We start from the raw sequence: 24,529 nt of genomic DNA, 5'->3' as shown, positions 1-24,529 counted from the left end.
GGCGGCAGTCTAAGCGGAGGGCGCCGGGCGCCTCACTTGAAGAACCAGTACCCGACGACGATGGCACCGACGAGGCCCACCACGTCGGCAATCAGGCCGCAGGTCAACGCGTAGCGGGTCTTCTTGATGTTGACGCTGCCGAAGTAGACCGCCAGCACGTAGAAGGTGGTCTCGGTCGAGCCCTGGATGATGGCGGCGAGCTTGCCCTGGAAGGAGTCGACGCCGTAGGTCTTCATCACGTCGACCATCAGGCCGCGCGCGCCGCTGCCGGACAGCGTCTTCATCAGGCCCACGGGCAGGGCGGGCACGAAGTCGGTCGGCAGGCCCATGGCGCCCACGCACCAGGCGATGCCGCGTATCAGGTAGTCCATGCCGCCGGTGGTGCGGAACACCGAGATGGCCACCAGGATGGCGATCAGGTACGGGATGATCTGCACGGCCACGCCGAAGCCTTCCTTGGCACCCTCGACAAAAGCCTCGTAGACATTGATGCGCCGCCAGGCGCCCACGGCGACGAAGGCCACAATGATGCTCATGATCACCAGGCTGCCCAGGAGGCCGATGTAGCGCGACATCTCTTCCGGCGGGTAGTTGTGCAGCCAGCCATACAGGCCCGCCATCAGCGCCGCGAAGCCGCCGAAGAAGGCCAGCATGGGCGCGCTGTAGAGCTTGATCTTCTGCACCCAGGCCACGGCCACCAGGCCGGCCACGAAGCTGATGAAGGTGCCGATCAGCGTGGGCAGGAAGATGTCGGCCGCGTTGAAGTTCACCAGGTGCTGGTCGATGGCCATGGTCTGGCGGATCGCAATCACCGAAGTCGGGATCAAGGTGATGCCGGCCGTGTTCAGCACCAGGAACATGATCATCGCGTTGCTGGCCGTGTCCTTCTGCGGGTTGATCTCCTGCAGCTCCTTCATGGCTTTCAGGCCCAACGGCGTGGCCGCGTTGTCGAGGCCGAGCATGTTGGCGGAGAAGTTCATCACCATCGAGCCGCCGGCCGGATGGCCTTTGGGCACCTCGGGGAAGATGCGCGAGAAGAAGGGTGCAATGGCGCGCGCGAACAGCTGGATGACGCCGGCGTTCTCGCCGATCTTCATGATGCCGAGCCACAGGCTCATCACGCCTACGAGGCCGAGGGAGATGTCGAAGCCGGTCTTGGCGGTGTCGAAAATGCCGCTGAGCACCTGGCTGAAGATCAGCAGGTCGCCCTGCATCAGGCGTATCAGCGCCACGCCGAAGCCGGCCAGGAAGAAGGCGATCCAGATGTAGTTGAGCACCATGGCGGGTTCGTGCTTTCGCGAGCGGCAAAGCCGCGATTATTCAGGCTGGCCGCGCGTCCGGCCGCTGGCCGGCCATCGCCAACGCGGGTCTGGCCATCACCGCAGCTCATGCGCTAGGCTTGGCCGATGCCCGACACCCCTGCCGCCAGCTCAACGGCTCGGCCGACCGACCGCCTGTTCTTCGCGCTGCGACCGGATGCGCAGATCGCCGGGCTGATCATGCAGCGGCTGGCCGCGCTGCGTCAGGCGCTCGGGCTCAAGGGCCGGCCGCTCAAGGCCGAGCATCTGCACATCACCCTGCATCACGTCGGCGATTTCCCGGCCTTTCCGGCGGACCTGGTGCGCCGCCTGCTGGAAGCCGGCCAGGCCCTGCATGCGCCGGCCGTGCCCATCTGCCTGGATGCTGTGCTGAGCTTTGGCCGGCAGAACCGGCGCAACAACCCGCTGGTGCTGCTGGCGGGCGAGCCACTGGAGCCCTTGCGGGCCTTCCATCGCAGCCTGGGCGTGCATCTGCAGGCAGCCGGGGGGACAGGGCTGCGCGGCAAGTTCACGCCGCACCTGACCCTGCTCTACGATGACGCCCTGATTGAGCTGCAGGCGCTGGAGCCGCTGCACTGGACGGCGACCGAGTTCCTGCTGATCGACAGCCTGATAGGCCAGACCCGGCATGTGGTGCTGGGGCGCTGGACCTTGCGGGGCTGAACCTCTTCACTAACGCCCAAGGGACGACAAGACATGCGCGCAGCTTTCAGCATCCTCGGACTGGTCGTCGCTTTTGCCATCGTGATGTTCATGATGAAGAACCAGGCCAAGCAGTTGGTGCCGCAAGTGGCCAAGCCGGTGGCAGGCGCTTCGGCGGCATCGTCCTCCGTAGGGCAGTTGCCTGCACCAGCAGCGGTGGGGGCGCAGGTGCAGAGTGCCATCGATCAGGCGGCCGCGAAGGCCTCGGACGCTCAGCCCTGAAGGCTCAGCCCGGGCTGATGATCTCGCGGGCCAGGGCCTGGACGCTCAAGGGTCCGCAGCCCTCGGCCTGGTTGCTCACCGTCACATAGGCCGGGCGGCCGGCGGCCGTGGTGCCGCGTATTATCTTGGCCAGCACCGCGCGCGTGGCCGGGTCGGGGTCGATGATGCGGCTGAAGTCGCCGTACTTCTTCTCGGCGTCCGCATAGCCGAACGGGCCGTGGCAGGCGTTCAGGTTCCAGCGGCCGACCAGCGGGCCTGGCCACAGCGCACGCAGCAGCCACAGCTGGTCTTCGATGGGCGGCAGCTTGGGATGCAGGCCGAGGCAGTAGGTGGCCCCCTGGGTGCGCAGCAGCTCCACGAGGCGCGGCTGCAGCCATTGTGGGTCGCGCACCTCCACGGCGATGGCGGCCTCCGGAGCAGCGCTGGTGAGGCTGGGCAGGGCGTCGAGCATGCGTTCCAGGCGCTCGAACTGTTCGTTCATGCGCGAGAGCTGAGAGCCTGAGAGCGGACTCAGCTGGAACACCAGGGCGCCGATCTTGCTGCCCAGGCCCTCCAGCGCTGGCTCGATGAACTGCTGCACGGCCAAGGTCGGGTCCAGGAAGGCGGGATTGGCTTCGCGGCCTCGGCCATCCTCGGCGCGGATCTGGGCGTCGCTGACCAGGGCCGGCGCCTTCACCGTGAAGCGGAAATCGGCGCTGACCTGGCTGGCGTAGCGCTGGTACTGGCTGGCCGTCAGCGGCTGGTAGAAGCCGCGGTCGATGCTGATGGCCCGCATCAGCGGCTGCTGGTCGTAGGCGGCCAGGCCGTGGCGGGAGAGCAGGGTCTCGGCATATTCGCCATCCCAGACCAGCCCGCGCCAGCCCGGATAGCTCCAGGACGAGCAGCCCAGGCGGGCCTGGGCGGGCAGGGCGGCGGCCAGCGCCAGCACTTCGTCGCTCGGCAACTGGGGTTTGATCTTGCTGCCCTTGGCGGCTGCGTTGGAAGCCTTGGGCGCCTTGTTTGCCGGCGCCGCGATGGGCTCGCCGAACAGGTCGTGCTGCAGGGCCGCCGGGCCTGGTTCTTCCTCGTCCTTCATCGGCCGGCAGCATAGCCGGCTTGCTACACTGCCCGCGCCCCTTCTGCCATGACCGACGACCCGCTTCTCCCCGCCGACGAATACGCGATGCGCCTGGCGCTGGCCCAGGCCCACAACGCCCTGCTGGTCGGTGAGGTGCCGGTCGGTGCCGTGCTGATGCGCCAAGGCCAGGTGATCGCCACCGGCTACAACCGGCCCATCACCACGCATGACCCCACGGCCCATGCCGAGATCGTGGCGCTGCGCCACGCTGCCACGCTGCTTGGCAACTACCGGTTGCCGGAATGTGAGCTCTATGTGACCTTGGAGCCCTGCGCCATGTGCGCCATGGCCATGATGCATGCGCGGCTCAAGCGCGTGGTGTTCGCCGCACCCGATCCCAAGACCGGCGTGGCTGGTTCGGTGCTGGACCTGTTTGCCCAGTCTCAGCTCAACCATCACACGGCTGTGCAGGGCGGCGTGCTGGCCGAGCCGGCGGCCAAGCTGCTGCGCGACTTCTTTGCCGAACGCCGCGAGCAGGCCCGCCAGCGCCGCGACCGCGCGCGCGCCGCCGCCCCTCAAGACCAAGAGCCCATCCCCACCGGGGAGGCCATTCACCTGGACGAATACAAACCATGAGCTCACTGACCCTCTACACCCCGGCCGGCGTGCTGGCCCAGGCCCAGCCGCTGAAGCGCGCGGCCAAGCGCCTGGCCAAGTTGGGCTTCGATGTCGAGATCGACGAAAGCGCCCTGGCCAAGCACCAGCGCTTCGGCGGTGACGACGCCACGCGCCTGGCGGCCCTGCACCGCATCGCCAAGGCCGGCCCCCACGTTGCGCTGGCTTCGCGCGGCGGCTACGGCATGACGCGCCTGCTGGACCAGATCGACTGGAAGCTGATGGTCAAGAGCGCCGAGCGTGGCACGCGCTGGGTCGGCCAGAGCGACCTGACCTCGCTGCAGTTGGGCCTGCTGGCCCATGCCAAGGAGGGGCACCACCCGATCAGCTGGGCGGGCCCGCTGGCCTGCGACGACTTCGGCCGCAGCGAGGAGGAGGGCGGTGTCGACGACATCACGCAGGACTGCTTCACCGAGGCCATGAGCGGTGCACTGGAGGCTGTGGGCTTTCGCACCGAGGCCGGCTTCGAGGAACTGGGCGTGCGCGGCCAGCTGTGGGGCGGCAATCTCTGCGTGCTGAACTCGCTGCTCGGCACCCGGCATTTCCCCCAGATCAAGGGCGGCATCCTGTTCCTGGAAGACGTCAACGAGCATCCCTACCGGGTGGAGCGCAGCCTGCTGCAACTGCAGCAGGCGGGCGTGCTGGATGCGCAGAAGGCCATCGTGCTGGGCGACTTCAGCGGCTGGCGCAAGTCACCGCTGGACCGGGGCTACACGCTGAAGACGGCCATCGAGCGGGTGCGTGCCAGTACCCGCACGCCCATCCTGACGGGCCTGCCGTTCGGCCATGTGCGCACCAAGGTCTGCCTGCCCGTGGGCGCCAAGGCCGAGCTCTATGTGCAGGGGCGAGAGGTGCTGATCGGCTGGGCGGCGGAGCACCACCACCACCCTCACCTGCATCGGCATTGAGCCGGGCGCTGTGCGCGCAAGCGGCTGCAGTCTAAGTAAAAACCCTTTATCTCCGGAACCCGTAACGCTTTTCGATACCAATAAAATACCAAAAGCCGATGACGGGGTGCAGTGTGCTTGGTCATCGGTCGGAAAGCCGCTTGACAAGGCGCTCTCGCAGGGAAGCTGGGGAATTCCCCAGGGCCAAGCTAGGGGGCTGCTCATTTATGATGGGAGGCGTTCGAGGGAGGCTGACGAGTAGTTCTGCTACGTCGTCGCATGCCACCCCCCGGAAGTCGCCCGCAGGTCCCTGGCCAGCGGGCATTTTTGTTGAGTGATGGCTTTCCATCTGACCCAGTGATTTGAGACTTGATCTTCGTGTAGCCGGCGGTTGCGCAGTGCCCCTCTTGTAGTCGGGGCGCAGTGGTGCGAAAGTGCCCATCCCGCGCAGTTCTGCTGGCGACTCGCACGGCCAGCGATTTGCAGTTTTTTCGGCCCGGCTTCCAAGCTGGGGACTTTGTTAACACTTTCAAAGCGGGCGCTGTGCAGGGTCAACAACCCCCACATCTGATGATGGAAAAGATTGGCAGTCTTATGAAGGAGCGCGCATGAACTTTGCGCAAGAACAGAAGGGCACATCGCGCGCGACTGGATTCGGCATCGTTGTGCTGATCCACATCCTGATCATTTGGGCGCTGGCCAGTGGTCTCGCGCGCAAGATCGTCAAGGCCGTGGCCGAGCCGATCGAAACCAAGGTGATCGAAGAGAAGGTCAAGCCGCCCGAAGAAATCAAGAAGGTCGAGCCGCCGCCGCCCAAGCTGGACACGCCGCCGCCGCCTTTCGTGCCGCCGCCTGAAGTGGTGATCACCGCCCCGGCACCGCCGGCCGTGATCACCACGCCGACGACGGCGACGCCGCCTCCCGTCCGTGACGTGGCTCCGACGCCGCCGGCACGCCCGGCTCCGGCTCCCGCCCCGGCTGCGCCTACCGGCAAGGTCACCGCCGCCATGGTCTGCACCAAGATGGGCAAGCCTGAGGCTCCCGCCATGAACTGGAGCGGTGAAGCCCTGATCAAGGCCACCGCCACCGTCAAGGCGGGCCGCGTGGTCTCGGTGGAACTGCAAAGCATGCGCGGTGGTGTCGACCGCAAAGCGCTGCGCGCCATGAACCAGGCGATCGAGGCCACCCTGAAGGATTCCTATGAATGCCCGGGCGACCACGTGTTCGAACAGGAATTCCAGTTCCGCATCGAATAAGCCTCGCCCCGCAACGTTCGCATGAGGCGGGCCTGGACCAAGGCCCCCTCGTTCCCCAAAACCGATATCCGATCGATATCCGATTTCTTCCTAGGAGTTGACTCCATGATCTCTCGTATCTCCGGCTTCCTGGCCGCCGTTGCAATGGCCGCGACCCTGGCGCTGTCCTCGCAAGCCTCCTTCGCTCAAGCCGCTGACGCTGCTTCTGCTGCCCCGACCACCGAAGCCGCTCCGGCTCCGGCTGCCGCCGCTGCTCCTAAGGCTGAAGAAAACCCCTACGGCCTGGGCCACATGTTGTCGCACGGCGACGCCGTGTCCAAGGGCGTGCTGTTCCTGCTGGCCATCATGTCGATGGGCAGCTGGTACATCCTGATCACCAAGCTGTGGGACACGCAAAAGCTGTCCAACGAAGCCAAGGAAGTCCGCGCTACCTTCTTCAAGAAGGCCAGCCTGGCTGACGGCGTCAAGGGCCTGAAGGACACCGGCGCTTTCCGCTTCATCGCTGCTTCGGCCATCGAGGCTTCGGAGCACCATGAAGGCGCCCTGACCGAGAACATTGACCACAGCAGCTGGGTCACGATGAACGTCGAGCGCGCCGTGGGTGAAGTCAACAGCCGCGTCGGTTCGGGCCTGGGCTTCCTGGCTACCGTCGGTTCGACCTCGCCGTTCATCGGCCTGTTCGGCACGGTGTGGGGCATTCTGCAAGCCCTGACCGCCATCGGCGTTGCTGGTCAAGCTTCCATCGACAAGGTGGCAGGCCCGGTGGGTGAAGCGCTGATCATGACCGCCATCGGTCTGGGCGTCGCTGTGCCGGCCGTGCTGGGCTACAACTGGCTGGTCAACCGCAACAAGGCCGTCATGGGCCAAGTGCGTGCCTTCGCCGCCGACCTGCACGGCGTGCTGATGGGCAACCGCGCCAAGCGTTAATCCCCGCTTCCCGGAGAACCCATCATGGGAATGAACGTCGGATCCTCTTCCGGCGATGATGAGGTGGTCTCGACCATCAACACCACGCCCCTCGTGGACGTGATGCTGGTGCTCTTGATCATCTTCCTCATCACCATCCCGGTGGTGACCCAGTCGGTGAATCTGTCTCTTCCCAAAGAGACGAACATCGTCCGTGTCACCAAGCCGGAAAACATCGAAATCGCAGTGACCAAGGACGGCGACGTCTACTGGAACACTGGTCTGGTGCCCGACATGGAGACGCTGGTCGCCCGCCTGAAGGAAAAATCGGTGCTGAACCCTCAGCCCGAAGTCCACATCCGCGGTGACGATCGTGCGCGCTATGAGTCGGTTGGCAAGGTCATCTATGCCAGCCAGCGCGCTGGCATCATGAAGATCAGCTTCGTCACCGAGCCTCCGGCTCGCAACTGAAGCTAGGAGCCAAGCATGGGAATGAATGTAGGTAGCTCTTCGGGTAGCGACGAACCCGAAGTCATGATGGACGTCAACACGACGCCCCTGATTGACGTGATGCTGGTGCTGCTGGTGATGCTGATCATCACCATCCCCATCCAGCTGCACTCGGTGAACCTGGACATGCCGCCGCCGAACAACCAGACGCCCCCGAAGGAGCCGACGGTCGTTGAGCTGTTCATCGACTTCGACGGTGTCGTCAGCTGGAACGGCGTGCCGGTGGCCAGCATGGCCGAACTCGACAGCCGCCTGGGCGAACAAGCCCAGATGGCCGTGGCCGATCAAGCCGAAATCCACATCAAGCCGAACAAGCTGGTGGAGTATGGTGTGGTCGCCGCGGTGATGGCCTCGGTGCAGCGCCATGGTTTGACCAAGATGGGCATGGTTGGCAACGAACAGTTTGCCAAGTGATTGCCATCAAGCTTTGATGAACGCGCTGCCCGCAAGGGCCGCGCGTTTTTACTTTCGGGAGATATTCGAGATGAAACTCAAGACTCTGGCCGCAGTCGCCGTTGGCGCCGCAGCCTTCGTGATCGGCGCCACGCCTGAAGGTGGCGTCGGCTTTGCGCAAGCCCAGGCCCAGGCTGAAGGCGTGCGCCCCGAGGTCGGCAAGCACCTGAAGGATGCCCAGGCCCTGATCAAGGCCACCAAGTACAAGGAAGCCCTGGCCAAGGTGCGTGACGCCGAAGGCGTGGCCGGCCGCAACGCCACGGAGAACGCCACCATCGAGCAGATGCGCATGGCGGCTGCCTCGGGCGCTGGCGATGCCGACCAGGTCGTCAAGGGCTTCGAGGCCCTGAAGGCCGCCGGCAAGATCGACGCCGCCAGCCAGGTCCGCACGATGGAAACCATCGCCGGCACCTACCTCCGCGCAGGCAATTCGGCCAAGGCGCTGGAATGGGCCAACAAGTACTTCGCAGCAGGTGGCGCCAGCCCCGCCATGAAGCAGGTGCAGCTGAACGCTCAAGTGAAATCGGGCGACATGGCCACCGTGTTGAAAGACGCCATGGCCGACCTGAAGGCCGATGAAGCCGCCGGCCGCATGCCGTCCAAGGACAAGCTGGACCTGGCCCACTTCGCAGCGCTGAAGCAGAAGGACAACGCCGCTGTTGCCCTGATTGAAGAGAAGAAGCTCAACTTCTACCCGACCAAGGAAATGTGGACCCAGGTCCTGGCCGGCCTGACCCAGAAGAAGTACTTCTCCGACAAGTACACGCTGGACGTCTACCGCCTGAAGCTGGTCACCGGCAACATCAGCAAGGCCGACGACTACATGGAAATGGCCCAGCTGGCCGCCCAGGCCGGTTATCCGGACGAAGGCAAGAAGATCGTCGAGAAGGGCATCGCCGCTGGCGTGCTGGGTCAGGGTGCCGAGGGTGCCCGCCACAAGCGCCTCGCCGACCTGCTGGGCAAGAAGATCGCCGACGCCAAGGCCGCTTCGGCCGAAGCCGAGAAGGTGGCTTCCGAGTCCAAGGACGGCACGCCGCTGGTGTCGCTGGGTCTGGCCACGGCCTTCCGCGGTGACACGCTGAAGGGCACTCAGCTGATCAAGTCCGCCATCGACAAGGGCGTCAAGAGCACCGAGGACGCCAACCTGTACCTGGGCCTGGCCTACTACAACGGTGGCGAAATCGGCAAGGCACAAGCCGCATGGAAGGCTGCCTCGCGCGGCAGCTCCAACAATGCCGCTTCCGAGCTGGCCCGCCTGTGGGTGATCCAGACGCGCGGCGCCAAGTAAGCAGCTCGCCTTAGACAGGCAAGACGCTGAAATGCAAACGGGCCCCTCGGGGCCCGTTTTTCATTGTCGCGCTGTCGCGGCTTCTGGCATCACTTCGGCGCCAGGCGGATCGCGCCGTCCAGGCGGATCACTTCGCCGTTCAGCATCTCGTTGGTGACAATCTGGTGCACCAGCTTGGCATAGTCGGCCGGCGTGCCCAGGCGCGAAGGGAAGGGCACGTTAGCGGCCAGCGCGTCCTGCACTTCTTGCGGCATGCCGAACAGCATCGGCGTGCCGAAGATGCCGGGAGCGATGGTCATGTTGCGGATGCCGTTGCGGGCCAGATCGCGGGCGATGGGCAGGGTCATGCCGACCACGCCGCCCTTGGAGGCGGCATAGGCCGCCTGGCCGATCTGGCCGTCGTAGGCGGCCACCGAGGCCGTCGAGATCAGCACGCCGCGCTCTCCGGTGGCTTCTGGCTCGTTCTTGGCCATGGCTTCGGCGGCCAGGCGGATCATGTTGAAGCTGCCGATCAGGTTGACCGTGATGGTCTTGGTGAAGCTGGCCAGCGGATGGGCGCCGTCCTTGCCCACGGTCTTGGTGGCGGGCGCGATGCCGGCGCAGTTGACGAGGCCCATCAGTTTGCCCAGCGACAAGGCCTTGGCGACGACGGCCTGGCCGTCGGCCTCCTGGCTCACGTCGCAGCGCACGAAGGCGCCGCCCAGCTCGGCCGCAATGGCCTCGCCGCGTTCGGCCTGCAAGTCGGCGATCACGACCTTCGCGCCTTCGCGCGCCAGCATGCGTGCCGTGCCTTCACCCAGGCCCGAGGCGCCGCCGGTGACGATGAATACTTTGCCTGCGATGTCCATGTCTCTTCCTTACGTTGACGTAAACGTCAATTGTCGACCAATAAAAAGGCCGCTGGAAGGCGGCCTTTCGGATTTCGATGCGGGGGCGACTCAGGCGAGCGCTGCCAGCGCGCGGCCGGTGATCTCGTCGACCGTGCCAATGCCTTCGATGCGGCGGTACTGCGGCGCCTGGGTGTCGCCCGCTGCGGCCCAGCCCGAGTAGTAGTCCACCAGCGGGCGCGTCTGGGCCGAGTAGACCTCGAGGCGCTTCTTGACGGTCTCTTCCTTGTCGTCGTCGCGCTGGACCAGGTCCTCGCCGGTGACGTCGTCCTTGCCTTCAACCTTGGGCGGGTTGAACTTGACGTGGTAGGTGCGGCCCGAGGCCGGGTGCGAGCGGCGACCGCTCATGCGCTCGATGATGGCCTCGAAGGGCACGTCGATCTCGAGCACATAGTCCAGCTTGACGCCGGCGGCCTTCATTGCGTCGGCCTGCGGAATGGTGCGAGGGAAGCCGTCGAACAGGAAACCCTGGGCGCAATCAGGCTGGGCGATGCGTTCCTTGACCAGGCTGATGATCAGGTCGTCGCTGACCAGGCCGCCCGACTTCATCACGGCATCGGCCTGCAGACCCAGCGGCGTGCCCGCCTTGACCGCCGCGCGCAGCATGTCGCCGGTGGAGATTTGCGGGATGCCGAACTTTTGGCAGATGAAGGCTGCCTGGGTGCCTTTGCCGGCGCCGGGGGCGCCCAGAAGAATCAGTCGCACGGGGTCTCCTCAATACTCAGGGCAGGGCGCCATACAGGTAAAGCGCCCCGCAAAACTGCGCGCGAGGATAGCATGGGCCGCCCTGCACCAAGCTGACGCGCGCGCCGATTGACGCTGGCTGGAAACTCGCCCGCCAGCCGCTCGGTTCAATGGCCGGCCGTGATCAGGGCGCGCACGCGCTCCAGGTCTTCGGGGGTGTCGACGCCAGGGCCGGGGCGCTCGCTGCTCACATGCACCGCAATGCGCTCGCCGTGCCACAGCACCCGCAGTTGCTCCAGCGATTCGATGCGCTCGAGCGGGCTGACCGAGAGCGTCGGGAAGCGGCGCAGAAAGGCCGCGTGATAGGCGTACAGGCCCACATGGCGCAGCGCGGCGCCGGGCTGCGGGCCGGGCGGCGAGGCCGCATCACGCCACCAGGGGATGGGCGCGCGCGAGAAGTAGAGGGCCGTGCCACGCAAATCAGTCACCAGCTTGACCACATTCGGATTCGCGAACTCGGCCGCGTCCTCGAGCGCATGGGCCACGGTGCTCATCACACAGTCGGTCCGGGCCTGCAACTGGGCAGCGCAGGCATCGATCATGGCGGGCGCGATCAGTGGCTCGTCGCCTTGCACGTTGACGACCAGGTCCGTGCCATCGAGGCTCAGCAACTCACAGGCCTCGGCCAGGCGGTCGCTGCCCGAGGGATGGTCGGCCCGCGTGGCGATGGCCTCGACGCCATGGGCCGTACAGGCCGCCAGCACCTCGGGCGCATCGGTGGCCACGACGACGCGACTGGCCTTGGAGAGCGCCGCACGGCGTGCCACGCGCACGATCATCGGCAGGCCGGCGATGTCGGCCAGCGGCTTGTTGGGCAGGCGCGTGGACGCGAGCCGGGCAGGGATGACGACGGTGAAGCTCATCGCGCGGCGTTGAGCGCTTCCATCTCGGCCGCGTCGATGGCGCGGGCCTCGTTTTCCAGCATCACCGGAATGTCGTCGCGCACCGGGAACGCCAGGCGGTCGGCGTGGCAGATCAGCTCGCGCTGGCCTTCGCTGCGGTGCAGGGTCAGCGGGCCCTTGCACAGGGGGCAGACCAGCAGTTCCAGCAATCGGTTATCCATGATTCGAAAGTCTCGGCTTGAGGCGTTCGAGCAAGGCCTGCTCGAACGCGGGTTCGGGTCGGAAGTCTAGCGCCACCACCCAGACCCGCGTGCTGCCCACAGCCTCCCGGCGCAGCTTGACGGCATCCTTCTCGGTGACCAGCACCTCGGCCGTGTCTACAGGCCAGGGCAGGGGGCTGAAGCTGGCGTGATCGGGCAAGGGCAACTCGGCGATCTGCAGCTGCTGCTCGCGCAGCATCGCAAAGAAGCGCTGCGGCTGGGCCATGCCGGCGGCGGCCAGCAGTGGCCGGCCTTGCAACGATTCCAGCGTGGCCATCTCAGCCGGCTGGCCCTGCCACCAGTCCTGCAGGCTGACCGCGCCGCTGAGCCTGCGCCGGCCCAGGAAGCCGGGCAGCGCGGTGCTCGGCGCGGCGGCGTTGTAGAGCACGAGGCTGTTGTCCGGCACTTGCTCGCAGGCCGGCTGGCGCAGCGGGCCTGCGGGCAGCAGGCGGCCGTTGCCGATACCGCGCTCGTCGAACACCAGCACCGACAGCGCGCGCGGCAGGCGCAGGTGCTGCAGGCCATCGTCGCTGATCAGCACTTGCAGTTGTGGATGGGCGGCGAGCAAGGCCTCGGCGGCGGCCACGCGGTCGCGGCCCACGGCTACCGGCACCTTGCCTCGCAGATGGATCAGGAGCGGCTCGTCGCCGACCTCTGTGGCGAGGCTGTCGCTGCCAATCAGCCTCGTGCCTTCTTCATCGCTGCGGCCATAGCCGCGCGAGATCACGCCGGCTCTGATACCTTCACGTTGCAGCAGGTCGAGCAAGCCCAGCGTGGTCGGTGTTTTGCCTGCACCGCCGACGATCCAGTTACCGACGACGATGACCGGCACGGGCAGTTCCGCGACCTTCTTGACGCCGAAGCGGTAGAGCCCATTGCGCAGTGCCAGCAGGCCGCCATAAAGCCAGCCCAGCGGCCGCAGTGCCAGCGCGAGCAGCCCGCCCTCGCTCCAGGCGCGCTGGACCCGCGCCTCCAGACTCACTGCGTCGAGCCCTGGGTGGCGAAGCTCAGCCGGTTGAGACCGGCGCGGCGCGCCCCGTCCATCACATTGATCACCGACTGGTGGGCCGCGGCCGCATCGGCCGAGACGATCACCACCGCATCAGCATTGCCATTGGCGGCGGCGCGCAAGGCGGCCGCCAGCAGTTCGGGCGTGCGCCCGTCCACCAGCTGCTTGTTGATCGCATAGCGGCCATCAGCTGCCACGGCCACGATGACTTCGGTGGGCCGGTCCTTGAGCTTCTCCGCATTGGCCGTCGGCAGATTGACCTGCAGCTCGGTGAACTTGCTGTAGGTGGTCGACAGCATCAGGAAGATCAGGATCACCAGCAGCACGTCGATGAAGGGGATCAGGTTGATCTCCGGCTCCTCGGCGCGACGATGTCTGAACTTCATGGCTCAGCCCTTGTTGTTGCCATTGCCATTGCCATTGCCGTTGCCAGGGGCCACAGGCGGCTGCTGGATCGCAAAGCGCATCAGGTGGCCGAGCATGCGGTCACTGGACTGTTCCAGCTCCAGGATGATTTCCTCGACCTGGCCCCGGAAGTAGCGGTAGAACATCAGCGAGGGGATGGCCACGATCAGGCCGAAGGCCGTGTTGTAGAGCGCGATCGAGATGCCATGCGCGAGCTGCGCCGGGTTGCCGCCGCTCGGGCCTTGGCTGCCGAAGATCTCGATCATGCCGACCACCGTGCCCAGCAGGCCCAGCAGCGGTGCCGCCGTGGCGATGGTGCCCAGCGTGTTCAGGTAGCGCTCCAGTTGGTGGATGGCGCTGCGGCCGGCCAGCTCGAAGACCTGGCGCAGCTTGTTCTCGGTGATGCGCGGTTCGACGATGACGGCGCGCACACCGCTGGCCAGCACCTCGCCGAGCACGGAGTTGTCGGCCAGCTTCTCCACCACATCCGCGCTGGGCAGGCTGTGGCTGGTGACGCTCAGCACCTCGTCCAGCAGGCGCGGCGGCGTGACGCGGCGGCGGCGCAGGCTGGAGATGCGTTCGATGACCAGGGCCAGGGCCACCACCGAGCACAGCAGGAGCGGGTAAATCGGCCAACCAGCGGCTTGTATGATCGAAAACAAGGGCGTCCCTCCGAGGCTTGCGATGCAGCTGCCGGCCCGGTGCCGGCGTTCAGCGCGCGATTATGGGCCCAAGCCGCAGCCGCTTTCGGCCGGGTGAACCCGCCAACAATCCACCGATGCTGTGGATAACTTTGTGGGCAAATTTGCGCGCAACTGTCGCGAAGCACGCAGGAATGCGCCCTGGAACAGAATGCCTCATTCTTGAGCAGGAAAAAGGTCTTGAGATTCAAGCAGTTACCCCCTCGTGACAAGTCCGTGACACCGGACATGGCCCGCCAGCCCAGTATTGGCGCGGCTGTGGAGTTCTGGACCCGCGCCAGCAATGGCTTTGCGCATGATTGAGCCCTTCAAAGCCGCGCCGCAACGTGTGGTCTGGGGGGTGGCGGGCCTCCTGGCGGCCGTCTCGGACAGCCTGCAGGCGCGCTTCTCCGTCGTCACCGTGCAGGGCGAGATCTCGGGTTTTACCCGGGCGGCCAGCGGCCACTGCTACTTCAGCCTGAAAGACGCCGAGGGCAATGCCCTGATGCGCTGCGCCATGTTCCGCCGGGCGGCCGGCATGCTTGGCTTTGTGCCGCGCGATGGCCAACTGGTGGAGTTGCGCGGCCGCCTGGCCTTGTACGAGCCGCGCGGCGAGCTGCAGTTCGTGGCCGAGGCCATGCGCCAGGCCGGTGCCGGCGCGCTCTTCGAGCAGTTCCTGCGGCTCAAGGCCCAGCTGGAAGCCGAAGGCCTTTTCGACGCCAGCCGCAAGCGCGAGCTGCCGGCCTTCCCCCGCCGCCTGGGCGTGATCACCTCCACCGCCGGCGCAGCCCTGCATGACGTGCTGACGGCGCTGGCCCGGCGCGCGCCGCAAGTCGATGTCATCATCTATCCGAGCCCGGTGCAGGGCGCGGAAGCGCCGGCCGCCCTGATCAAGGCCCTGCGCACGGCCAATGATCGAGCCGAGGTTGATGCCCTGATCCTGTGCCGTGGTGGCGGTTCGATGGAAGACCTCTGGGCCTTCAACGACGAGCGCCTGGTGCGCATGGTGGCGGCCTCCGACATGCCGCTCATCTGCGGCGTCGGCCACGAGACCGACATCACGCTTTGCGACCTGGCGGCCGACTTGCGCGCGCCCACGCCCACGGCCGCTGCCGAGCTGGCAGCGCCGGAGCGCGAGGTCTGCCTGGCCGAGTTGGCCGGCCTGGCCCGCGCGCTGCAGCGCCGCGTGCAGCAGCGGCTCGACGGTGCGGCCCAGCGGCTCGACCGCGCCGGCCTGCGGCTCGCCCGTCCCGGCCAAGCGCTCGGACAGCAGCGCCGCCGCCTGGCCTTGCTGGCCCAGCGCTGGGGCCAGGTCTTGCCCACGCGCCAGCAGATCCAGCAGCAGAAGCTGGAGGTGCTGGACGCCCGTCGCGGTCGCGCCTTGCCGACGCATCTGCAAACGCAGGAGCGCCGGCTGGACAGCCTGCAGGCCCGCCTGGCCGCGCTCGACCCGGCCCGCGTACTGGCGCGCGGCTATGCCTGGCTGGACGACGGTTCCGGCAAGGCGCTGACCTCGGTCACTCAGCTGCAGCCAGGCCAGCAGGTCAAGGCCGTGCTCGCCGACGGCACGGCCGACCTCGATGTCGTCCGTACAGACAAAAGGGTTTGAGGATCGCTGCCTACAATCGGCGCCGACCTGCGTCACCCCCCAACATCACAAGGAGTTGATATGGAACACACCCTGCCCGCACTGCCCTATGCCAAGGACGCCCTGGCACCGCACTACAGCGCCGAGACGCTGGAGTTCCACCACGGCAAGCATCACAACGCCTATGTGGTGAACCTGAACAACCTGCAGAAGGGCACCGAGTTCGAGAGCAAGACGCTGGAAGAGATCGTCAAGACCTCGAGCGGCGGCATCTACAACAACGCCGCCCAGATCTGGAACCACACCTTCTTCTGGAACTGCATGAAGCCGGCGGGCGGCGGTGCTCCGAGCGGCGCGCTGGCTGATGCCATCAACGCCAAGTGGGGCAGCTACGACGCCTTCAAGGAAGCTTTCGTGAAGAGCGCCGTCGGCAACTTCGGTTCGGGCTGGACCTGGCTGGTGAAGAAGGCCGACGGCTCGGTCGACATCGTCAACACCGGTGCCGCCGGCACGCCGCTGACCACCGCCGACAAGGCCCTGCTGACCGTCGACGTGTGGGAACACGCCTACTACATCGACTACCGCAACCTGCGCCAGAAGTTCGTCGAGACCTTCCTCTCGAACCTGGTGAACTGGGAATTCGCTCAGGCCAACTACGCCTGATCGGGTTTGCCCCAAAAGAAAGCCGGCCTCGCGCCGGCTTTCTTCATTGCCCCCAGGGCTTGCCGCGCAGCTTCGTGCCGGGCTTGATGCCCTTCTTGGCAAACCAGCCGGTGTTCATCTCGAGCGCATAGCGCACCGGCTTGGCCGAGCAGTGCGAGTCCAGCGTCTGGGCCTTCATCTCCTCGATGTTGACGATGGTGCCGTCGTCGGCGATGAAGGCGATGGACAGCGGCAGCAAGGTGTTCTTCATCCAGAAGCACTGCGGCTGCGGCTGCTCGAACACGAAGAGCATGCCGTTGTTGGCGGGCATGCTGGGCCGGTGCATCAGGCCGATGGCGCGCTGCTCGTCGGACTGCGCCACCTCGGCCTGGATCAGGTGCATGCCGGCGCCGAGCTGGATGCTGGGCAGTTGCTGGGCATGGTCCTGGGCCGACACCCCGCTGCAGGCCAAGGCGAGGGCGAGGCCGGCCCCGGCGCGAGTCTTGATTTGAATCATGTGGAAATCATGCAGTTTGTGTAGATTATGGAGCGACGCACTTGTTGCGTTCGCCCTCAATGACTGCACCCAGCATCGCCATTCCAGCCCCTCCTGACGATCCGGCCCTGCTGGCGCCCTTCACGCGCTGGGAGGGTGAGCAGGCGCTATCTGCCTTGCAGCTCTCGGGCCTGCATTGCGCGGCCTGTGCCGGCATCGTCGAGCGGGCCTTGCTGGCCGAGCCCGGCGTGTTGGCCGCCACGGTGCATGCGGCCGCAGCGCGGCTGAGCCTGCGCTGGCAGCCCGGCCAGACCACGCTGGCCCGCTTGGTGGCGGCCATAGAGAAAGCCGGCTATGGCGCCGTGCCCGATGTGGCCGCCGAGGCCCGCCAACTGCGCCAGCGCGAGCAACGCCAGGCGCTGTGGCGGCTCTTTGTGGCCGGCTTCATGATGATGCAGGTGATGATGCTCGCCGCACCCATCTACTGGGCCGAGCCCGGCGAGATGGCGCCCGACCTGGTGCGCCTCTTGCAATGGGGGGAATGGGTGCTGAGCCTGCCAGTGCTGTTGTTCTCGGCCACGCCTTTCTTTAGCGGTGCCTGGCGGCAACTGCGCCAGCGCCAGCTGGGCATGGACGTGCCCGTGGCCCTGGGCCTGATCGTGGCCTTCGTGGCCAGCAGCGGCGCCACCTTCGAGCCCGGCGGTTTGTTCGGCCACGAGGTCTATTTCGATTCACTGACCATGTTCGTCAGCTTCCTGCTGGCCGGGCGCTACCTCGAGTTGCGCTGGCGCCATCGCGCGGCTGAGGAGCTGGAGCGTACGGCGGTCAAGCTGCCCGAGCTGGCCGAGCGCCTCGATGCCGAAGGCCGCAGCGAGCAGATCCATCCGAGCCGGCTGCGCGCCGGTGACCTGCTGCGCGTCTGCGCGGGCCAGGCTTTTGCGGCCGATGGTCGGGTGGAGCAGGGCTGCAGTGCCGTGAACGAGGCCTTGCTCAATGGCGAGTCCTTGCCGGTGGCCAAGGGCCCGGGCGACGGCGTGGTCGCCGGCAGCCTCAATCTCGATGCTCCGCTGCTGGTGCGCGTGGAGCGCGTCGGTACCGACACCCGCTATGAGGCGATCGTGCAGTTGATGCGCGAGGCGCTGAGCCAGAAGCCGGCCGGCGTGGCGCTGGCCGAACGCGTGGCCGGACCTTTCCTGTGGGTCGTTTTGCTGCTGGCCGCGTTGGCGGCAGCCTGGTGGTCGTGGCATGAACCGGGGCGTGCGGTCTGGGTGGCGGTTTCGGTGCTGATCGTCACCTGCCCCTGCGCACTGTCGCTGGCGGCGCCGGCGGCCCGCGTGGCAGCCACCGGCGCGCTGGCGCGACGCGGCTTGCTGCTGCGCCGCACCGAGTTGCTGGAGGCGCTGGCGGAGATCGACATGCTGGTGCTGGACAAGACTGGCACACTGACCGAGGAGCAACTGCAGCTGCGCCAGCAATGGCTGGCCGAGGGCGCCGACGCCGGCTTGCCCGCGCAGGCTGCGGCACTGGCGGCACAGTCGCGCCATCCGCTGTCGCAGGCGCTGTCGCGGGCCTGGCCCGAAGCGCAGGCCGACTGGCGCGACGTGCGCGAACTCCCGGGCCGAGGTCTCGAGGCTTTTGACCTGAGCGGCCGTCTCTGGCGCCTTGGCGCGCCAGCCTGGGTGGGCGAGGGGCGCGATCCCTCGGACGGTCGGGCGCAGTTGGCATTCGGTAAAGAGGGTCAGGTCTTGCTGTGGCTGCAGTTCGATGAACAGTTGCGAGCCGGCGCCGCCGAGGCCATGGCGGCCTGGCATGCCGCCGGCGTGCAAACCCTGCTGCTGTCGGGCGACGCGCCCGAGCGGGTCGAGCGTGTGGCGGCGGCGGCCGGCGTGCAGCGCTGCATCGCCGGCGCCAGCCCCGAGCGCAAGCTGGCTGTGGTGGCCGAGCTGCAGGCCGCTGGCCACAAGGTCTTGATGGTCGGCGATGGCATCAACGATGCGCCGGTGCTGGCGCGTGCAGATGCCAGCGTGGTGATGGGGCAGGGCGCCTTGCTGGCCCGGGCCGAAGCCGATGCCGTCTTGATCAGCGAACGGCTGGCCGAGCTGCCGCGCGCGCGCCTGCTGGCCCTGCGCATGCGCCGCGTGGTTGTACAAAACCTGGCCTGGGCGGCGCTCTACAACCTGGCTTGTGTGCCCTTGGCGCTCACCGGCTGGCTGCCGCCCTGGGCGGCGGGCCTCGGGATGGCGCTGAGCTCGCTGGCCGTGGTGGCCAATGCCCTGCGTCTGAGCAGAAACTGAACTGGAAGCGAGCGATGGAATCCCTTTACCTGCTCGTCCCACTGTCGGTGCTGTTGGTGCTGGTGCTGATCGGCTTGTTCGGCTGGGCGCTCAACAGTGGCCAGTTGGACGACCTGGAGCGCGAAGGCGGGCGAATTATTGACGATGACTTGCCGGTGGTTGATGGCGATCAAGGCTCGCGCTGAGCGGCCACCGAACAATTCCTTTCATTGAAGCGCATTGACTGAAAAGGAGTGTGGCAATGGCCCAAACTGCGCCGAGTACGGCGATCAACTACGAGGACGGACCGGTCCGCGCATTCGCGCTGGCGGCGGTCCTCTGGGGCGTGGTCGGAATGTTGGTGGGCGTGATCATCGCCGCCCAACTGGCCTGGCCCGATTTTCTGGGAGGCATCTCCTGGCTCAGCTACGGCCGCCTGCGGCCGCTGCACACCAATGCGGTGATTTTTGCCTTTGGGGGCTGCGCGCTGTTCGCCACGTCCTACCACGTGGTTCAGCGCACCGGCCAGACGCGGCTGTTTGCGCCTGGCCTGGCCTGGTTCACCTTCTGGGCCTGGCAGTTGGTGATCGTTGCTGCAGCAGTTTCGCTGCCACTGGGCATCACCAGCGGCAAGGAGTATGCAGAGCTGGAGTGGCCGGTTGATCTTTTGATCACCGTCGCCTGGGTCAGCTATGCCATCGTGTTCTTCGGCACCGTGGGCACGCGCAAGATCCGCCACATCTACGTGGCCAACTGGTTCTTTGGCGCCTTCATCATTGCCGTGGCGCTCCTGCACCTGGTCAACAGCGCGGCACTGCCTGTGAACCTCTTCAAGAGCTACTCCGCCTACGCCGGCGTGCAGGACGCGATGGTGCAGTGGTGGTACGGCCATAACGCCGTCGGCTTCTTCCTGACCGCCGGCTTCCTCGGGATGATGTACTACTACATCCCCAAGCAGGCTGGCCGTCCGGTCTACAGCTACCGCTTGTCCATCGTCCACTTCTGGGCGCTGATCTTCACCTACATGTGGGCGGGCCCCCACCACCTGCACTACACGGCGCTGCCGGACTGGGCGCAGAGCGTGGGCATGGTGTTCTCGCTGGTGCTGCTGGCGCCGAGCTGGGGTGGCATGATCAACGGCATCATGACCCTGAGCGGGGCCTGGCACAAGCTGCGTGACGACCCCATCCTGAAGTTCCTGATCGTCTCGCTGTCCTTCTATGGCATGTCGACCTTCGAGGGTCCGATGATGTCGATCAAGACGGTCAACGCGCTCTCGCACTACACCGACTGGACCGTCGGCCACGTGCACAGCGGTGCGCTCGGATGGGTGGGCCTCATTTCGATGGGCTGCCTGTACCACCTGATCCCGCGCATGTATGGCCGCACCGAGATGTTCAGCAAGCGCGCCATCGAGCTGCACTTCTGGATCGCGACCCTGGGCATCGTGCTCTACATCGCCGCGATGTGGATTGCCGGCGTGATGCAAGGCCTGATGTGGCGTGCGGTCAATCCGGACGGCACCCTGGTCTACACCTTCGTCGAGAGCGTCAAGGCCACCTATCCGTTCTATGTCGTGCGCCTCACCGGCGGCCTGCTGTACCTCAGCGGCATGCTGATCATGGCCTGGAACGTGGTGAAGACCGTGCAGGCTGGCAAGACCACGCCGGTGGCCGTGCCGCCCGTGCTGGCCCACGCCTGAGGAGAACAATCAATGGCAAGCAAAACCGTTTCCGGTCACGAGAAGATCGAGACCAGCAATTTCCTGATGATCGTGTTGGTGCTGCTGACGGTCATCGTCGGTGGCATCGTCGAGATCGTGCCGCTGTTCTTCCAGCGTTCCACGACGCAGCCTGTAGCCGGCCTCAAGCCCTACACGGCGCTGCAGGTGGCAGGCCGCGACATCTACGTGCGCGAAGGTTGCTACAACTGCCACTCGCAGATGATTCGCCCTTTCCGCGCCGAGACGCTGCGCTATGGCCACTACTCGCTGGCCGGCGAGTTCGTCTACGACCGGCCATTCCAGTGGGGCAGCAAGCGCACCGGACCCGATCTGCAGCGCGTGGGTGGCAAGTACAGCGATGAATGGCATCGCATCCACCTGACCAACCCGCGCGACCTGGTGCCCGAGTCCAACATGCCGGCCTACCCCTGGCTCGCCAAGAGCCCGGTCGACGCGAGCGACATGGGCAAGAAGCTGAGCGTACTGCGCACCCTCGGCGCGCCTTACAGCGACGAGGAAGTGGCCGGTGCTGCCGAAGCCGTCAAGGGCAAGACCGAGCTGGAAGCCGTGATCGCCTACCTGCAGGTGCTGGGCACCTCGGTGAAATAAGCAAGCGAGGCCCTGTCATGGATCTCAACCAAATTCGAATCGTCGTGACCCTGCTGTCGCTGGCCTGCTTCGGCGCCATCGTGTGGTGGGCTTACCAGCGCGCGCGCAACTTCGATGAAGCTGCCGCACTGCCGTTTGCCGACGAACAGCCGGGCTCGCAAGGAGCAAGCAATGAGTGATTTTGTTTCTGCCAGCTGGTCCTGGTTCGTGGCTGGCGCCACGATCGTGGGTCTGGTGCTGTGCCTGCTTTTGCTGATCATCGCGGCGCGACGCCGTGTGATGGCCAATGACAACACCACCGGCCACGTCTGGGACGAAGACCTGCGTGAGCTGAACAACCCGCTGCCGCGCTGGTGGATGGGCCTGTTCGTGCTGACTGTGGTGTTCGCCGGTGTCTACCTGGCGCTCTATCCTGGCCTCGGCGCCATGGCCGGCAGCCTCGGCTGGAGCAGCGAGGGCCAGCACCAGCAGGAGATGAAGAAGGCTCAGGAAGCCATGGCCCAGGTCTACGCCAAGTACCAAGGCCAGCCTGCTGAGAAGCTGGCCCAGGATCCGCAGGCGATGGGCATTGGCGAGCGCCTGTTCGCCAACAACTGCGCGGGTTGCCATGGCTCCGACGCCAAGGGCAGCAAGGGCTTCCCGAACCTGACCGACGACGACTGGCTCTATGGCGGCAGCCACGAGACCATCGTCCAGACGATCGGCAAGGGCCGCCAGGGCCAGATGCCGCCCATGGCGGCAGCCGTGGGTGGTGCCGAAGACGTGAAGAACGTCGCCAACTATGTGCTGAGTCTCTCGGGCAGCCCGCACAACTCGATCGCTGCGCAACTGGGCAAGGCCAAGTTCGGTGCCTGCGCCGCCTGCCATGGCATGGACGGCAAGGGCAACCAGGCCCTGGGCGCCCCCAACTTGACCGACAAGATCTGGCTGCACGGCTGGGGCGAAGAGGCGGTGATGCGCATGATCAACGAGGGCAAGACCAACCAGATGCCGGCCCACGAGTCGCGCTTGAGTCCTGACCAGATTCACGTGCTCGCAGCCTATGTCTGGTCGCTCTCGCACAGCGGGGCCAAGCAGTAAGTTCCCGATGAATCAGTCCGAAGATTCCAGCGTCCAGGTCATCTCGCTGTACAAGGCCCAGGACAAGATCCATCCGCGTGCCGTCCACGGCTGGTTCGCGGCCTGGCGCTGGGCGCTGGTGTGGGGCACGCAGCTGCTGTTCTACGGCCTGCCTTGGCTGGAATGGAACGCCCGCCAGGCCGTGCTGTTCGACCTCGGCAGCCGGCGCTTCTACATCTTCGGCCTGGTCCTGTATCCGCAGGACTTCATCTACCTGACGGCGCTGCTGATGATCTCGGCCTACGCGCTGTTCCTGTTCACAGCGGTGGCCGGGCGACTGTGGTGCGGTTATGCCTGCCCGCAGACGGTCTACACCGAGATTTTCATGTGGGTGGAGAAGCTCTTCGAGGGTGACCGCCAGGCCCGCATCAAGCTCGACAAGTCGCCCTGGAACTTCAACAAGCTCTGGCGCAAGAGCGGCAAGCAGGTCGCCTGGATAGGCCTCGGCTTGTGGACCGGCTTCACCTTCGTCGGCTACTTCACGCCGATCAAGCTGCTGGCGGCCGAGGTGATGGGCTTCGGCCTCGGTCCCTGGGAGACCTTCTGGGTGCTGTTCTACGGCTTCGCCACTTACGGCAATGCTGGCTACATGCGCGAGCAGGTCTGCAAGTACATGTGCCCGTACGCACGCTTCCAGAGTGCGATGTTCGACAAGGACACGCTGATCATCAGCTACGACGCCGAGCGGGGCGAGCCGCGTGGCTCGCGCAGCAAGAAGGCGGATCCCAAGGCCGAAGGCCTCGGCTCCTGCATCGACTGCACGCTGTGTGTTCAGGTCTGCCCGACTGGCATCGACATCCGCAAGGGCCTGCAATACGAGTGCATAGGCTGCGCGGCCTGCATCGACGTCTGCAACGACGTGATGGACAAGATGAGCTACCCGCGCGGCCTGATCCGTTACGACACCGAGAACGGTCTGTCGCAGCACCTGACCAAGCTGCAGCTGATACGGCGCATGTTCCGGCCGCGCGTGCTGGTCTATTCGGCCGTGCTGCTGCTGGTCTGTGCCGCCCTGGTGTACAGCCTGGCTACGCGCGCCCCGGTGCGCATGGACGTGGTGCGTGACCGCGCCAGCCTGGCCCGCATCGTCGAGGATGGCCTGGTCGAGAACGTGTACCGCGTGCAGCTGATGAATGCCACCGAACAGCAGCAGACGCTGCGGCTTGATGCGCGCGGTCTGCAGGGCCTGAAGCTCGCAGCACCGATGAATCTCACGCTGGCGCCGGCCGAGGCGCGCTGGGTCACGGTGTCCCTGCGCCTGCCGCCCGAGGCCGCCGCAGCGGCGGGGGCTGGCGCTCAGCACATCGAGTTTGTCCTGGACGGCGCGGGTGCGGCCCCGCTGGCCGAGAAATCCACCTTCGTGGTGCCACGATGAGTGCAAAACAAGGAGTCCCCATGTCCGACGCAACGACTGCAGCTCAGCCCTGGTGGCGTTATCGATTCATGTGGCTGGTGCTGGGTGGTCCGGCTGCGGTGGTGGTGGCGAGCTTCGCCACGCTGACCCTGGCCATCACCCATCCCGACCCGGTGATCGAGCAGGCCTCGCGGCCCTCGGCCGACGGTATCGACGATGCTGCCCAGCAGCCGGCGATGCGGGCGCGCAACCACGCGGCCACGGGCGGCCAATGAGCACCGAGCCGGTCAGCGGGCGGGGCCTCGCCATGGTCGTGCTGTGGCCGGCCTTTCTGATGGCCGGCGTGCTGGAGGCGCTGATCTTCGCCGGGGTCGATCCCAGCGACCTCTGGGTCAGCGAACGGCTGGGCCTCTCAATCCAGGGCACCTACACGCTGTGCTTCCTGGTGCTGTGGCTGGTGATCAGCATCGCCTGCGGCATCAGCGTGCTGCTGGCTCGCTTGCCGGATGAAGAAGAAAAGGGGCGCCGAAACGCCCCTCACTGGCCCCGCTGAAACGGAGCCCCTCGTCGAAGGTGTACCTTGGCCGGCCAACCGGCAAGCATGCCGGTTGGCGCTTGCCAGC

General features: G+C 66.2%; 30 protein-coding genes. 20 read left to right on the top strand and 10 right to left on the bottom strand.

All coding sequences use genetic code 11. The features are described 5' to 3' along the window. Nucleotides 1–32 precede the first annotated feature (32 nt). Nucleotides 33–1,280, bottom strand: coding sequence for a spore maturation protein (locus J7U46_RS03305; RefSeq protein ID WP_282823405.1), 1,248 nt, complete (start codon nucleotides 1,278–1,280; stop codon nucleotides 33–35). Between the two features lie 126 nt (nucleotides 1,281–1,406). Here J7U46_RS03305 and J7U46_RS03300 point away from each other — a divergent pair, with 126 nt between their 5' ends. Further along, the gene (locus J7U46_RS03300; protein ID WP_282823403.1) at nucleotides 1,407–1,982 is read left to right on the top strand and encodes a 2'-5' RNA ligase family protein; all 576 of its coding nucleotides are present in this window, start codon (nucleotides 1,407–1,409) and stop codon (nucleotides 1,980–1,982) included. Nucleotides 1,983–2,015: 33 nt separating this feature from the next. Continuing rightward, the gene (locus tag J7U46_RS03295) at nucleotides 2,016–2,243 is read left to right on the top strand and encodes a hypothetical protein (RefSeq protein ID WP_282823402.1); all 228 of its coding nucleotides are present in this window, start codon (nucleotides 2,016–2,018) and stop codon (nucleotides 2,241–2,243) included. Between the two features lie 4 nt (nucleotides 2,244–2,247). Here J7U46_RS03295 and J7U46_RS03290 read toward each other — a convergent pair whose 3' ends face one another. Further along, nucleotides 2,248–3,318, bottom strand: coding sequence for a DUF72 domain-containing protein (locus J7U46_RS03290; protein WP_282823401.1), 1,071 nt, complete (start codon nucleotides 3,316–3,318; stop codon nucleotides 2,248–2,250). Between the two features lie 48 nt (nucleotides 3,319–3,366). On the opposite strand from J7U46_RS03290, the gene tadA reads away from it, so the two are divergent. From tadA to J7U46_RS03255, 7 genes are all read left to right on the top strand, one after another. Then, nucleotides 3,367–3,936, top strand: coding sequence for a tRNA adenosine(34) deaminase TadA (tadA, locus tag J7U46_RS03285; RefSeq protein WP_282823400.1), 570 nt, complete (start codon nucleotides 3,367–3,369; stop codon nucleotides 3,934–3,936). Continuing rightward, entirely contained in the window at nucleotides 3,933–4,883 is a 951-nt protein-coding gene (locus tag J7U46_RS03280) for an LD-carboxypeptidase (RefSeq protein WP_282823399.1), read from the top strand. Before tadA ends, J7U46_RS03280 begins: the two co-directional genes overlap by 4 nt. A 587-nt stretch (nucleotides 4,884–5,470) precedes the next feature. Beyond that, nucleotides 5,471–6,118, top strand: a complete 648-nt coding sequence (locus J7U46_RS03275; protein ID WP_282823398.1) for an energy transducer TonB — start codon at nucleotides 5,471–5,473, stop codon at nucleotides 6,116–6,118. A 105-nt stretch (nucleotides 6,119–6,223) separates the two neighbouring features. Next, complete coding sequence (locus J7U46_RS03270; RefSeq protein WP_282823397.1) at nucleotides 6,224–7,045, top strand: MotA/TolQ/ExbB proton channel family protein; 822 nt, start codon at nucleotides 6,224–6,226, stop codon at nucleotides 7,043–7,045. 24 nt (nucleotides 7,046–7,069) lie between these two features. Then, nucleotides 7,070–7,495 (top strand): biopolymer transporter ExbD, encoded by a 426-nt coding sequence (locus tag J7U46_RS03265; RefSeq protein ID WP_282823396.1) that lies wholly within the window; start codon nucleotides 7,070–7,072, stop codon nucleotides 7,493–7,495. Between the two features lie 15 nt (nucleotides 7,496–7,510). Beyond that, nucleotides 7,511–7,948, top strand: a complete 438-nt coding sequence (locus J7U46_RS03260; RefSeq protein WP_282823395.1) for a biopolymer transporter ExbD — start codon at nucleotides 7,511–7,513, stop codon at nucleotides 7,946–7,948. 70 nt (nucleotides 7,949–8,018) lie between these two features. After that, a complete protein-coding gene (locus J7U46_RS03255; RefSeq protein WP_282823394.1) occupies nucleotides 8,019–9,275 on the top strand; it encodes a hypothetical protein in 1,257 nt (418 codons plus the stop codon). Between the two features lie 89 nt (nucleotides 9,276–9,364). Here the strand turns inward: J7U46_RS03255 and J7U46_RS03250 are convergent, their stop codons facing one another. From J7U46_RS03250 to J7U46_RS03220, 7 genes are all read right to left on the bottom strand, one after another. Then, the gene (locus J7U46_RS03250) at nucleotides 9,365–10,123 is read right to left on the bottom strand and encodes a 3-hydroxyacyl-CoA dehydrogenase (protein ID WP_282823393.1); all 759 of its coding nucleotides are present in this window, start codon (nucleotides 10,121–10,123) and stop codon (nucleotides 9,365–9,367) included. 90 nt (nucleotides 10,124–10,213) lie between these two features. Next, complete coding sequence (adk, locus tag J7U46_RS03245) at nucleotides 10,214–10,867, bottom strand: adenylate kinase (protein WP_282823392.1); 654 nt, start codon at nucleotides 10,865–10,867, stop codon at nucleotides 10,214–10,216. Between the two features lie 146 nt (nucleotides 10,868–11,013). Next, nucleotides 11,014–11,769, bottom strand: a complete 756-nt coding sequence (gene kdsB / locus J7U46_RS03240; protein WP_282823391.1) for a 3-deoxy-manno-octulosonate cytidylyltransferase — start codon at nucleotides 11,767–11,769, stop codon at nucleotides 11,014–11,016. After that, on the bottom strand, nucleotides 11,766–11,969 hold the full coding sequence (locus J7U46_RS03235) for a Trm112 family protein (RefSeq protein ID WP_282823390.1): 204 nt from the start codon (nucleotides 11,967–11,969) through the stop codon (nucleotides 11,766–11,768). The genes kdsB and J7U46_RS03235 overlap by 4 nt, the downstream gene beginning before the upstream one ends. Next, a complete protein-coding gene (lpxK, locus tag J7U46_RS03230) occupies nucleotides 11,962–12,990 on the bottom strand; it encodes a tetraacyldisaccharide 4'-kinase (protein ID WP_282823389.1) in 1,029 nt (342 codons plus the stop codon). The genes J7U46_RS03235 and lpxK overlap by 8 nt, the downstream gene beginning before the upstream one ends. Next, complete coding sequence (locus tag J7U46_RS03225) at nucleotides 12,987–13,403, bottom strand: biopolymer transporter ExbD (protein WP_282823388.1); 417 nt, start codon at nucleotides 13,401–13,403, stop codon at nucleotides 12,987–12,989. Before J7U46_RS03225 ends, lpxK begins: the two co-directional genes overlap by 4 nt. A 3-nt stretch (nucleotides 13,404–13,406) precedes the next feature. Beyond that, nucleotides 13,407–14,084 (bottom strand): MotA/TolQ/ExbB proton channel family protein, encoded by a 678-nt coding sequence (locus J7U46_RS03220; protein ID WP_282823387.1) that lies wholly within the window; start codon nucleotides 14,082–14,084, stop codon nucleotides 13,407–13,409. A 334-nt stretch (nucleotides 14,085–14,418) separates the two neighbouring features. On the opposite strand from J7U46_RS03220, the gene xseA reads away from it, so the two are divergent. Together xseA and J7U46_RS03210 are read left to right on the top strand one after the other, a co-directional pair. Then, on the top strand, nucleotides 14,419–15,711 hold the full coding sequence (gene xseA / locus J7U46_RS03215; RefSeq protein ID WP_282823386.1) for an exodeoxyribonuclease VII large subunit: 1,293 nt from the start codon (nucleotides 14,419–14,421) through the stop codon (nucleotides 15,709–15,711). A gap of 60 nt (nucleotides 15,712–15,771) precedes the next feature. Beyond that, nucleotides 15,772–16,353: a Fe-Mn family superoxide dismutase gene (locus J7U46_RS03210; protein WP_282823385.1), complete on the top strand. Its 582-nt coding sequence runs from the start codon at nucleotides 15,772–15,774 to the stop codon at nucleotides 16,351–16,353. A 43-nt stretch (nucleotides 16,354–16,396) separates the two neighbouring features. Here the strand turns inward: J7U46_RS03210 and J7U46_RS03205 are convergent, their stop codons facing one another. Further along, nucleotides 16,397–16,849, bottom strand: a complete 453-nt coding sequence (locus J7U46_RS03205) for a DUF192 domain-containing protein (RefSeq protein ID WP_282823384.1) — start codon at nucleotides 16,847–16,849, stop codon at nucleotides 16,397–16,399. Between the two features lie 59 nt (nucleotides 16,850–16,908). On the opposite strand from J7U46_RS03205, the gene J7U46_RS03200 reads away from it, so the two are divergent. From J7U46_RS03200 to J7U46_RS03160, 9 genes are read left to right on the top strand one after another with little or no spacing between them, the layout of a single operon-like run. Next, entirely contained in the window at nucleotides 16,909–19,122 is a 2,214-nt protein-coding gene (locus J7U46_RS03200; RefSeq protein WP_282823383.1) for a cation-translocating P-type ATPase, read from the top strand. 14 nt (nucleotides 19,123–19,136) lie between these two features. Then, complete coding sequence (gene ccoS, locus J7U46_RS03195) at nucleotides 19,137–19,307, top strand: cbb3-type cytochrome oxidase assembly protein CcoS (protein WP_282823382.1); 171 nt, start codon at nucleotides 19,137–19,139, stop codon at nucleotides 19,305–19,307. Between the two features lie 56 nt (nucleotides 19,308–19,363). Then, nucleotides 19,364–20,803 (top strand): cytochrome-c oxidase, cbb3-type subunit I, encoded by a 1,440-nt coding sequence (gene ccoN, locus J7U46_RS03190; protein WP_282823381.1) that lies wholly within the window; start codon nucleotides 19,364–19,366, stop codon nucleotides 20,801–20,803. A gap of 12 nt (nucleotides 20,804–20,815) precedes the next feature. Continuing rightward, a complete protein-coding gene (gene ccoO, locus J7U46_RS03185; RefSeq protein ID WP_282823380.1) occupies nucleotides 20,816–21,433 on the top strand; it encodes a cytochrome-c oxidase, cbb3-type subunit II in 618 nt (205 codons plus the stop codon). Between the two features lie 17 nt (nucleotides 21,434–21,450). Further along, nucleotides 21,451–21,612 carry a CcoQ/FixQ family Cbb3-type cytochrome c oxidase assembly chaperone gene (locus tag J7U46_RS03180; protein ID WP_282823379.1) on the top strand — a complete coding sequence of 54 codons (162 nt, stop codon included), beginning with the start codon at nucleotides 21,451–21,453 and terminating at the stop codon, nucleotides 21,610–21,612. After that, complete coding sequence (gene ccoP, locus J7U46_RS03175; protein ID WP_282823378.1) at nucleotides 21,605–22,513, top strand: cytochrome-c oxidase, cbb3-type subunit III; 909 nt, start codon at nucleotides 21,605–21,607, stop codon at nucleotides 22,511–22,513. Before J7U46_RS03180 ends, ccoP begins: the two co-directional genes overlap by 8 nt. A 7-nt stretch (nucleotides 22,514–22,520) precedes the next feature. Next, nucleotides 22,521–23,927 carry a cytochrome c oxidase accessory protein CcoG gene (gene ccoG / locus J7U46_RS03170; RefSeq protein WP_282823377.1) on the top strand — a complete coding sequence of 469 codons (1,407 nt, stop codon included), beginning with the start codon at nucleotides 22,521–22,523 and terminating at the stop codon, nucleotides 23,925–23,927. Between the two features lie 20 nt (nucleotides 23,928–23,947). Beyond that, complete coding sequence (locus J7U46_RS03165; protein ID WP_282823376.1) at nucleotides 23,948–24,181, top strand: hypothetical protein; 234 nt, start codon at nucleotides 23,948–23,950, stop codon at nucleotides 24,179–24,181. Further along, on the top strand, nucleotides 24,178–24,459 hold the full coding sequence (locus J7U46_RS03160) for a hypothetical protein (RefSeq protein WP_282823375.1): 282 nt from the start codon (nucleotides 24,178–24,180) through the stop codon (nucleotides 24,457–24,459). Before J7U46_RS03165 ends, J7U46_RS03160 begins: the two co-directional genes overlap by 4 nt. Nucleotides 24,460–24,529: the final 70 nt, after the last annotated feature.

Origin of the sequence: Pelomonas sp. V22, assembly GCF_030014915.1 — a bacterium.
Taxonomy (GTDB): Bacteria; Pseudomonadota; Gammaproteobacteria; order Burkholderiales; family Burkholderiaceae_C; genus JAUASW01.
The sequence above is the reverse complement of the archived record's forward strand: the minus strand, read 5'-3'. Positions and strand labels throughout refer to the sequence as shown.

Excerpts from the sequence above, each read along its gene's own strand:
- J7U46_RS03305 (WP_282823405.1), bottom strand. The coding sequence starts at position 1,280 with ATGGTGCTCAACTACATCTGGATCGCCTTCTTCCTGGCCGGCTTCGGC.
- J7U46_RS03300 (WP_282823403.1), top strand. The coding sequence starts at position 1,407 with ATGCCCGACACCCCTGCCGCCAGCTCAACGGCTCGGCCGACCGACCGC.
- J7U46_RS03295 (WP_282823402.1), top strand. The coding sequence starts at position 2,016 with ATGCGCGCAGCTTTCAGCATCCTCGGACTGGTCGTCGCTTTTGCCATC.
- J7U46_RS03290 (WP_282823401.1), bottom strand. The coding sequence starts at position 3,318 with ATGAAGGACGAGGAAGAACCAGGCCCGGCGGCCCTGCAGCACGACCTG.
- tadA (WP_282823400.1), top strand. The coding sequence starts at position 3,367 with ATGACCGACGACCCGCTTCTCCCCGCCGACGAATACGCGATGCGCCTG.
- J7U46_RS03280 (WP_282823399.1), top strand. The coding sequence starts at position 3,933 with ATGAGCTCACTGACCCTCTACACCCCGGCCGGCGTGCTGGCCCAGGCC.
- J7U46_RS03275 (WP_282823398.1), top strand. The coding sequence starts at position 5,471 with ATGAACTTTGCGCAAGAACAGAAGGGCACATCGCGCGCGACTGGATTC.
- J7U46_RS03270 (WP_282823397.1), top strand. The coding sequence starts at position 6,224 with ATGATCTCTCGTATCTCCGGCTTCCTGGCCGCCGTTGCAATGGCCGCG.
- J7U46_RS03265 (WP_282823396.1), top strand. The coding sequence starts at position 7,070 with ATGGGAATGAACGTCGGATCCTCTTCCGGCGATGATGAGGTGGTCTCG.
- J7U46_RS03260 (WP_282823395.1), top strand. The coding sequence starts at position 7,511 with ATGGGAATGAATGTAGGTAGCTCTTCGGGTAGCGACGAACCCGAAGTC.
- J7U46_RS03255 (WP_282823394.1), top strand. The coding sequence starts at position 8,019 with ATGAAACTCAAGACTCTGGCCGCAGTCGCCGTTGGCGCCGCAGCCTTC.
- J7U46_RS03250 (WP_282823393.1), bottom strand. The coding sequence starts at position 10,123 with ATGGACATCGCAGGCAAAGTATTCATCGTCACCGGCGGCGCCTCGGGC.
- kdsB (WP_282823391.1), bottom strand. The coding sequence starts at position 11,769 with ATGAGCTTCACCGTCGTCATCCCTGCCCGGCTCGCGTCCACGCGCCTG.
- J7U46_RS03235 (WP_282823390.1), bottom strand. The coding sequence starts at position 11,969 with ATGGATAACCGATTGCTGGAACTGCTGGTCTGCCCCCTGTGCAAGGGC.
- J7U46_RS03225 (WP_282823388.1), bottom strand. The coding sequence starts at position 13,403 with ATGAAGTTCAGACATCGTCGCGCCGAGGAGCCGGAGATCAACCTGATC.
- xseA (WP_282823386.1), top strand. The coding sequence starts at position 14,419 with ATGATTGAGCCCTTCAAAGCCGCGCCGCAACGTGTGGTCTGGGGGGTG.
- J7U46_RS03210 (WP_282823385.1), top strand. The coding sequence starts at position 15,772 with ATGGAACACACCCTGCCCGCACTGCCCTATGCCAAGGACGCCCTGGCA.
- J7U46_RS03205 (WP_282823384.1), bottom strand. The coding sequence starts at position 16,849 with ATGATTCAAATCAAGACTCGCGCCGGGGCCGGCCTCGCCCTCGCCTTG.
- J7U46_RS03200 (WP_282823383.1), top strand. The coding sequence starts at position 16,909 with ATGACTGCACCCAGCATCGCCATTCCAGCCCCTCCTGACGATCCGGCC.
- ccoS (WP_282823382.1), top strand. The coding sequence starts at position 19,137 with ATGGAATCCCTTTACCTGCTCGTCCCACTGTCGGTGCTGTTGGTGCTG.
- ccoN (WP_282823381.1), top strand. The coding sequence starts at position 19,364 with ATGGCCCAAACTGCGCCGAGTACGGCGATCAACTACGAGGACGGACCG.
- ccoO (WP_282823380.1), top strand. The coding sequence starts at position 20,816 with ATGGCAAGCAAAACCGTTTCCGGTCACGAGAAGATCGAGACCAGCAAT.
- J7U46_RS03180 (WP_282823379.1), top strand. The coding sequence starts at position 21,451 with ATGGATCTCAACCAAATTCGAATCGTCGTGACCCTGCTGTCGCTGGCC.
- ccoP (WP_282823378.1), top strand. The coding sequence starts at position 21,605 with ATGAGTGATTTTGTTTCTGCCAGCTGGTCCTGGTTCGTGGCTGGCGCC.
- ccoG (WP_282823377.1), top strand. The coding sequence starts at position 22,521 with ATGAATCAGTCCGAAGATTCCAGCGTCCAGGTCATCTCGCTGTACAAG.
- J7U46_RS03165 (WP_282823376.1), top strand. The coding sequence starts at position 23,948 with ATGTCCGACGCAACGACTGCAGCTCAGCCCTGGTGGCGTTATCGATTC.
- J7U46_RS03160 (WP_282823375.1), top strand. The coding sequence starts at position 24,178 with ATGAGCACCGAGCCGGTCAGCGGGCGGGGCCTCGCCATGGTCGTGCTG.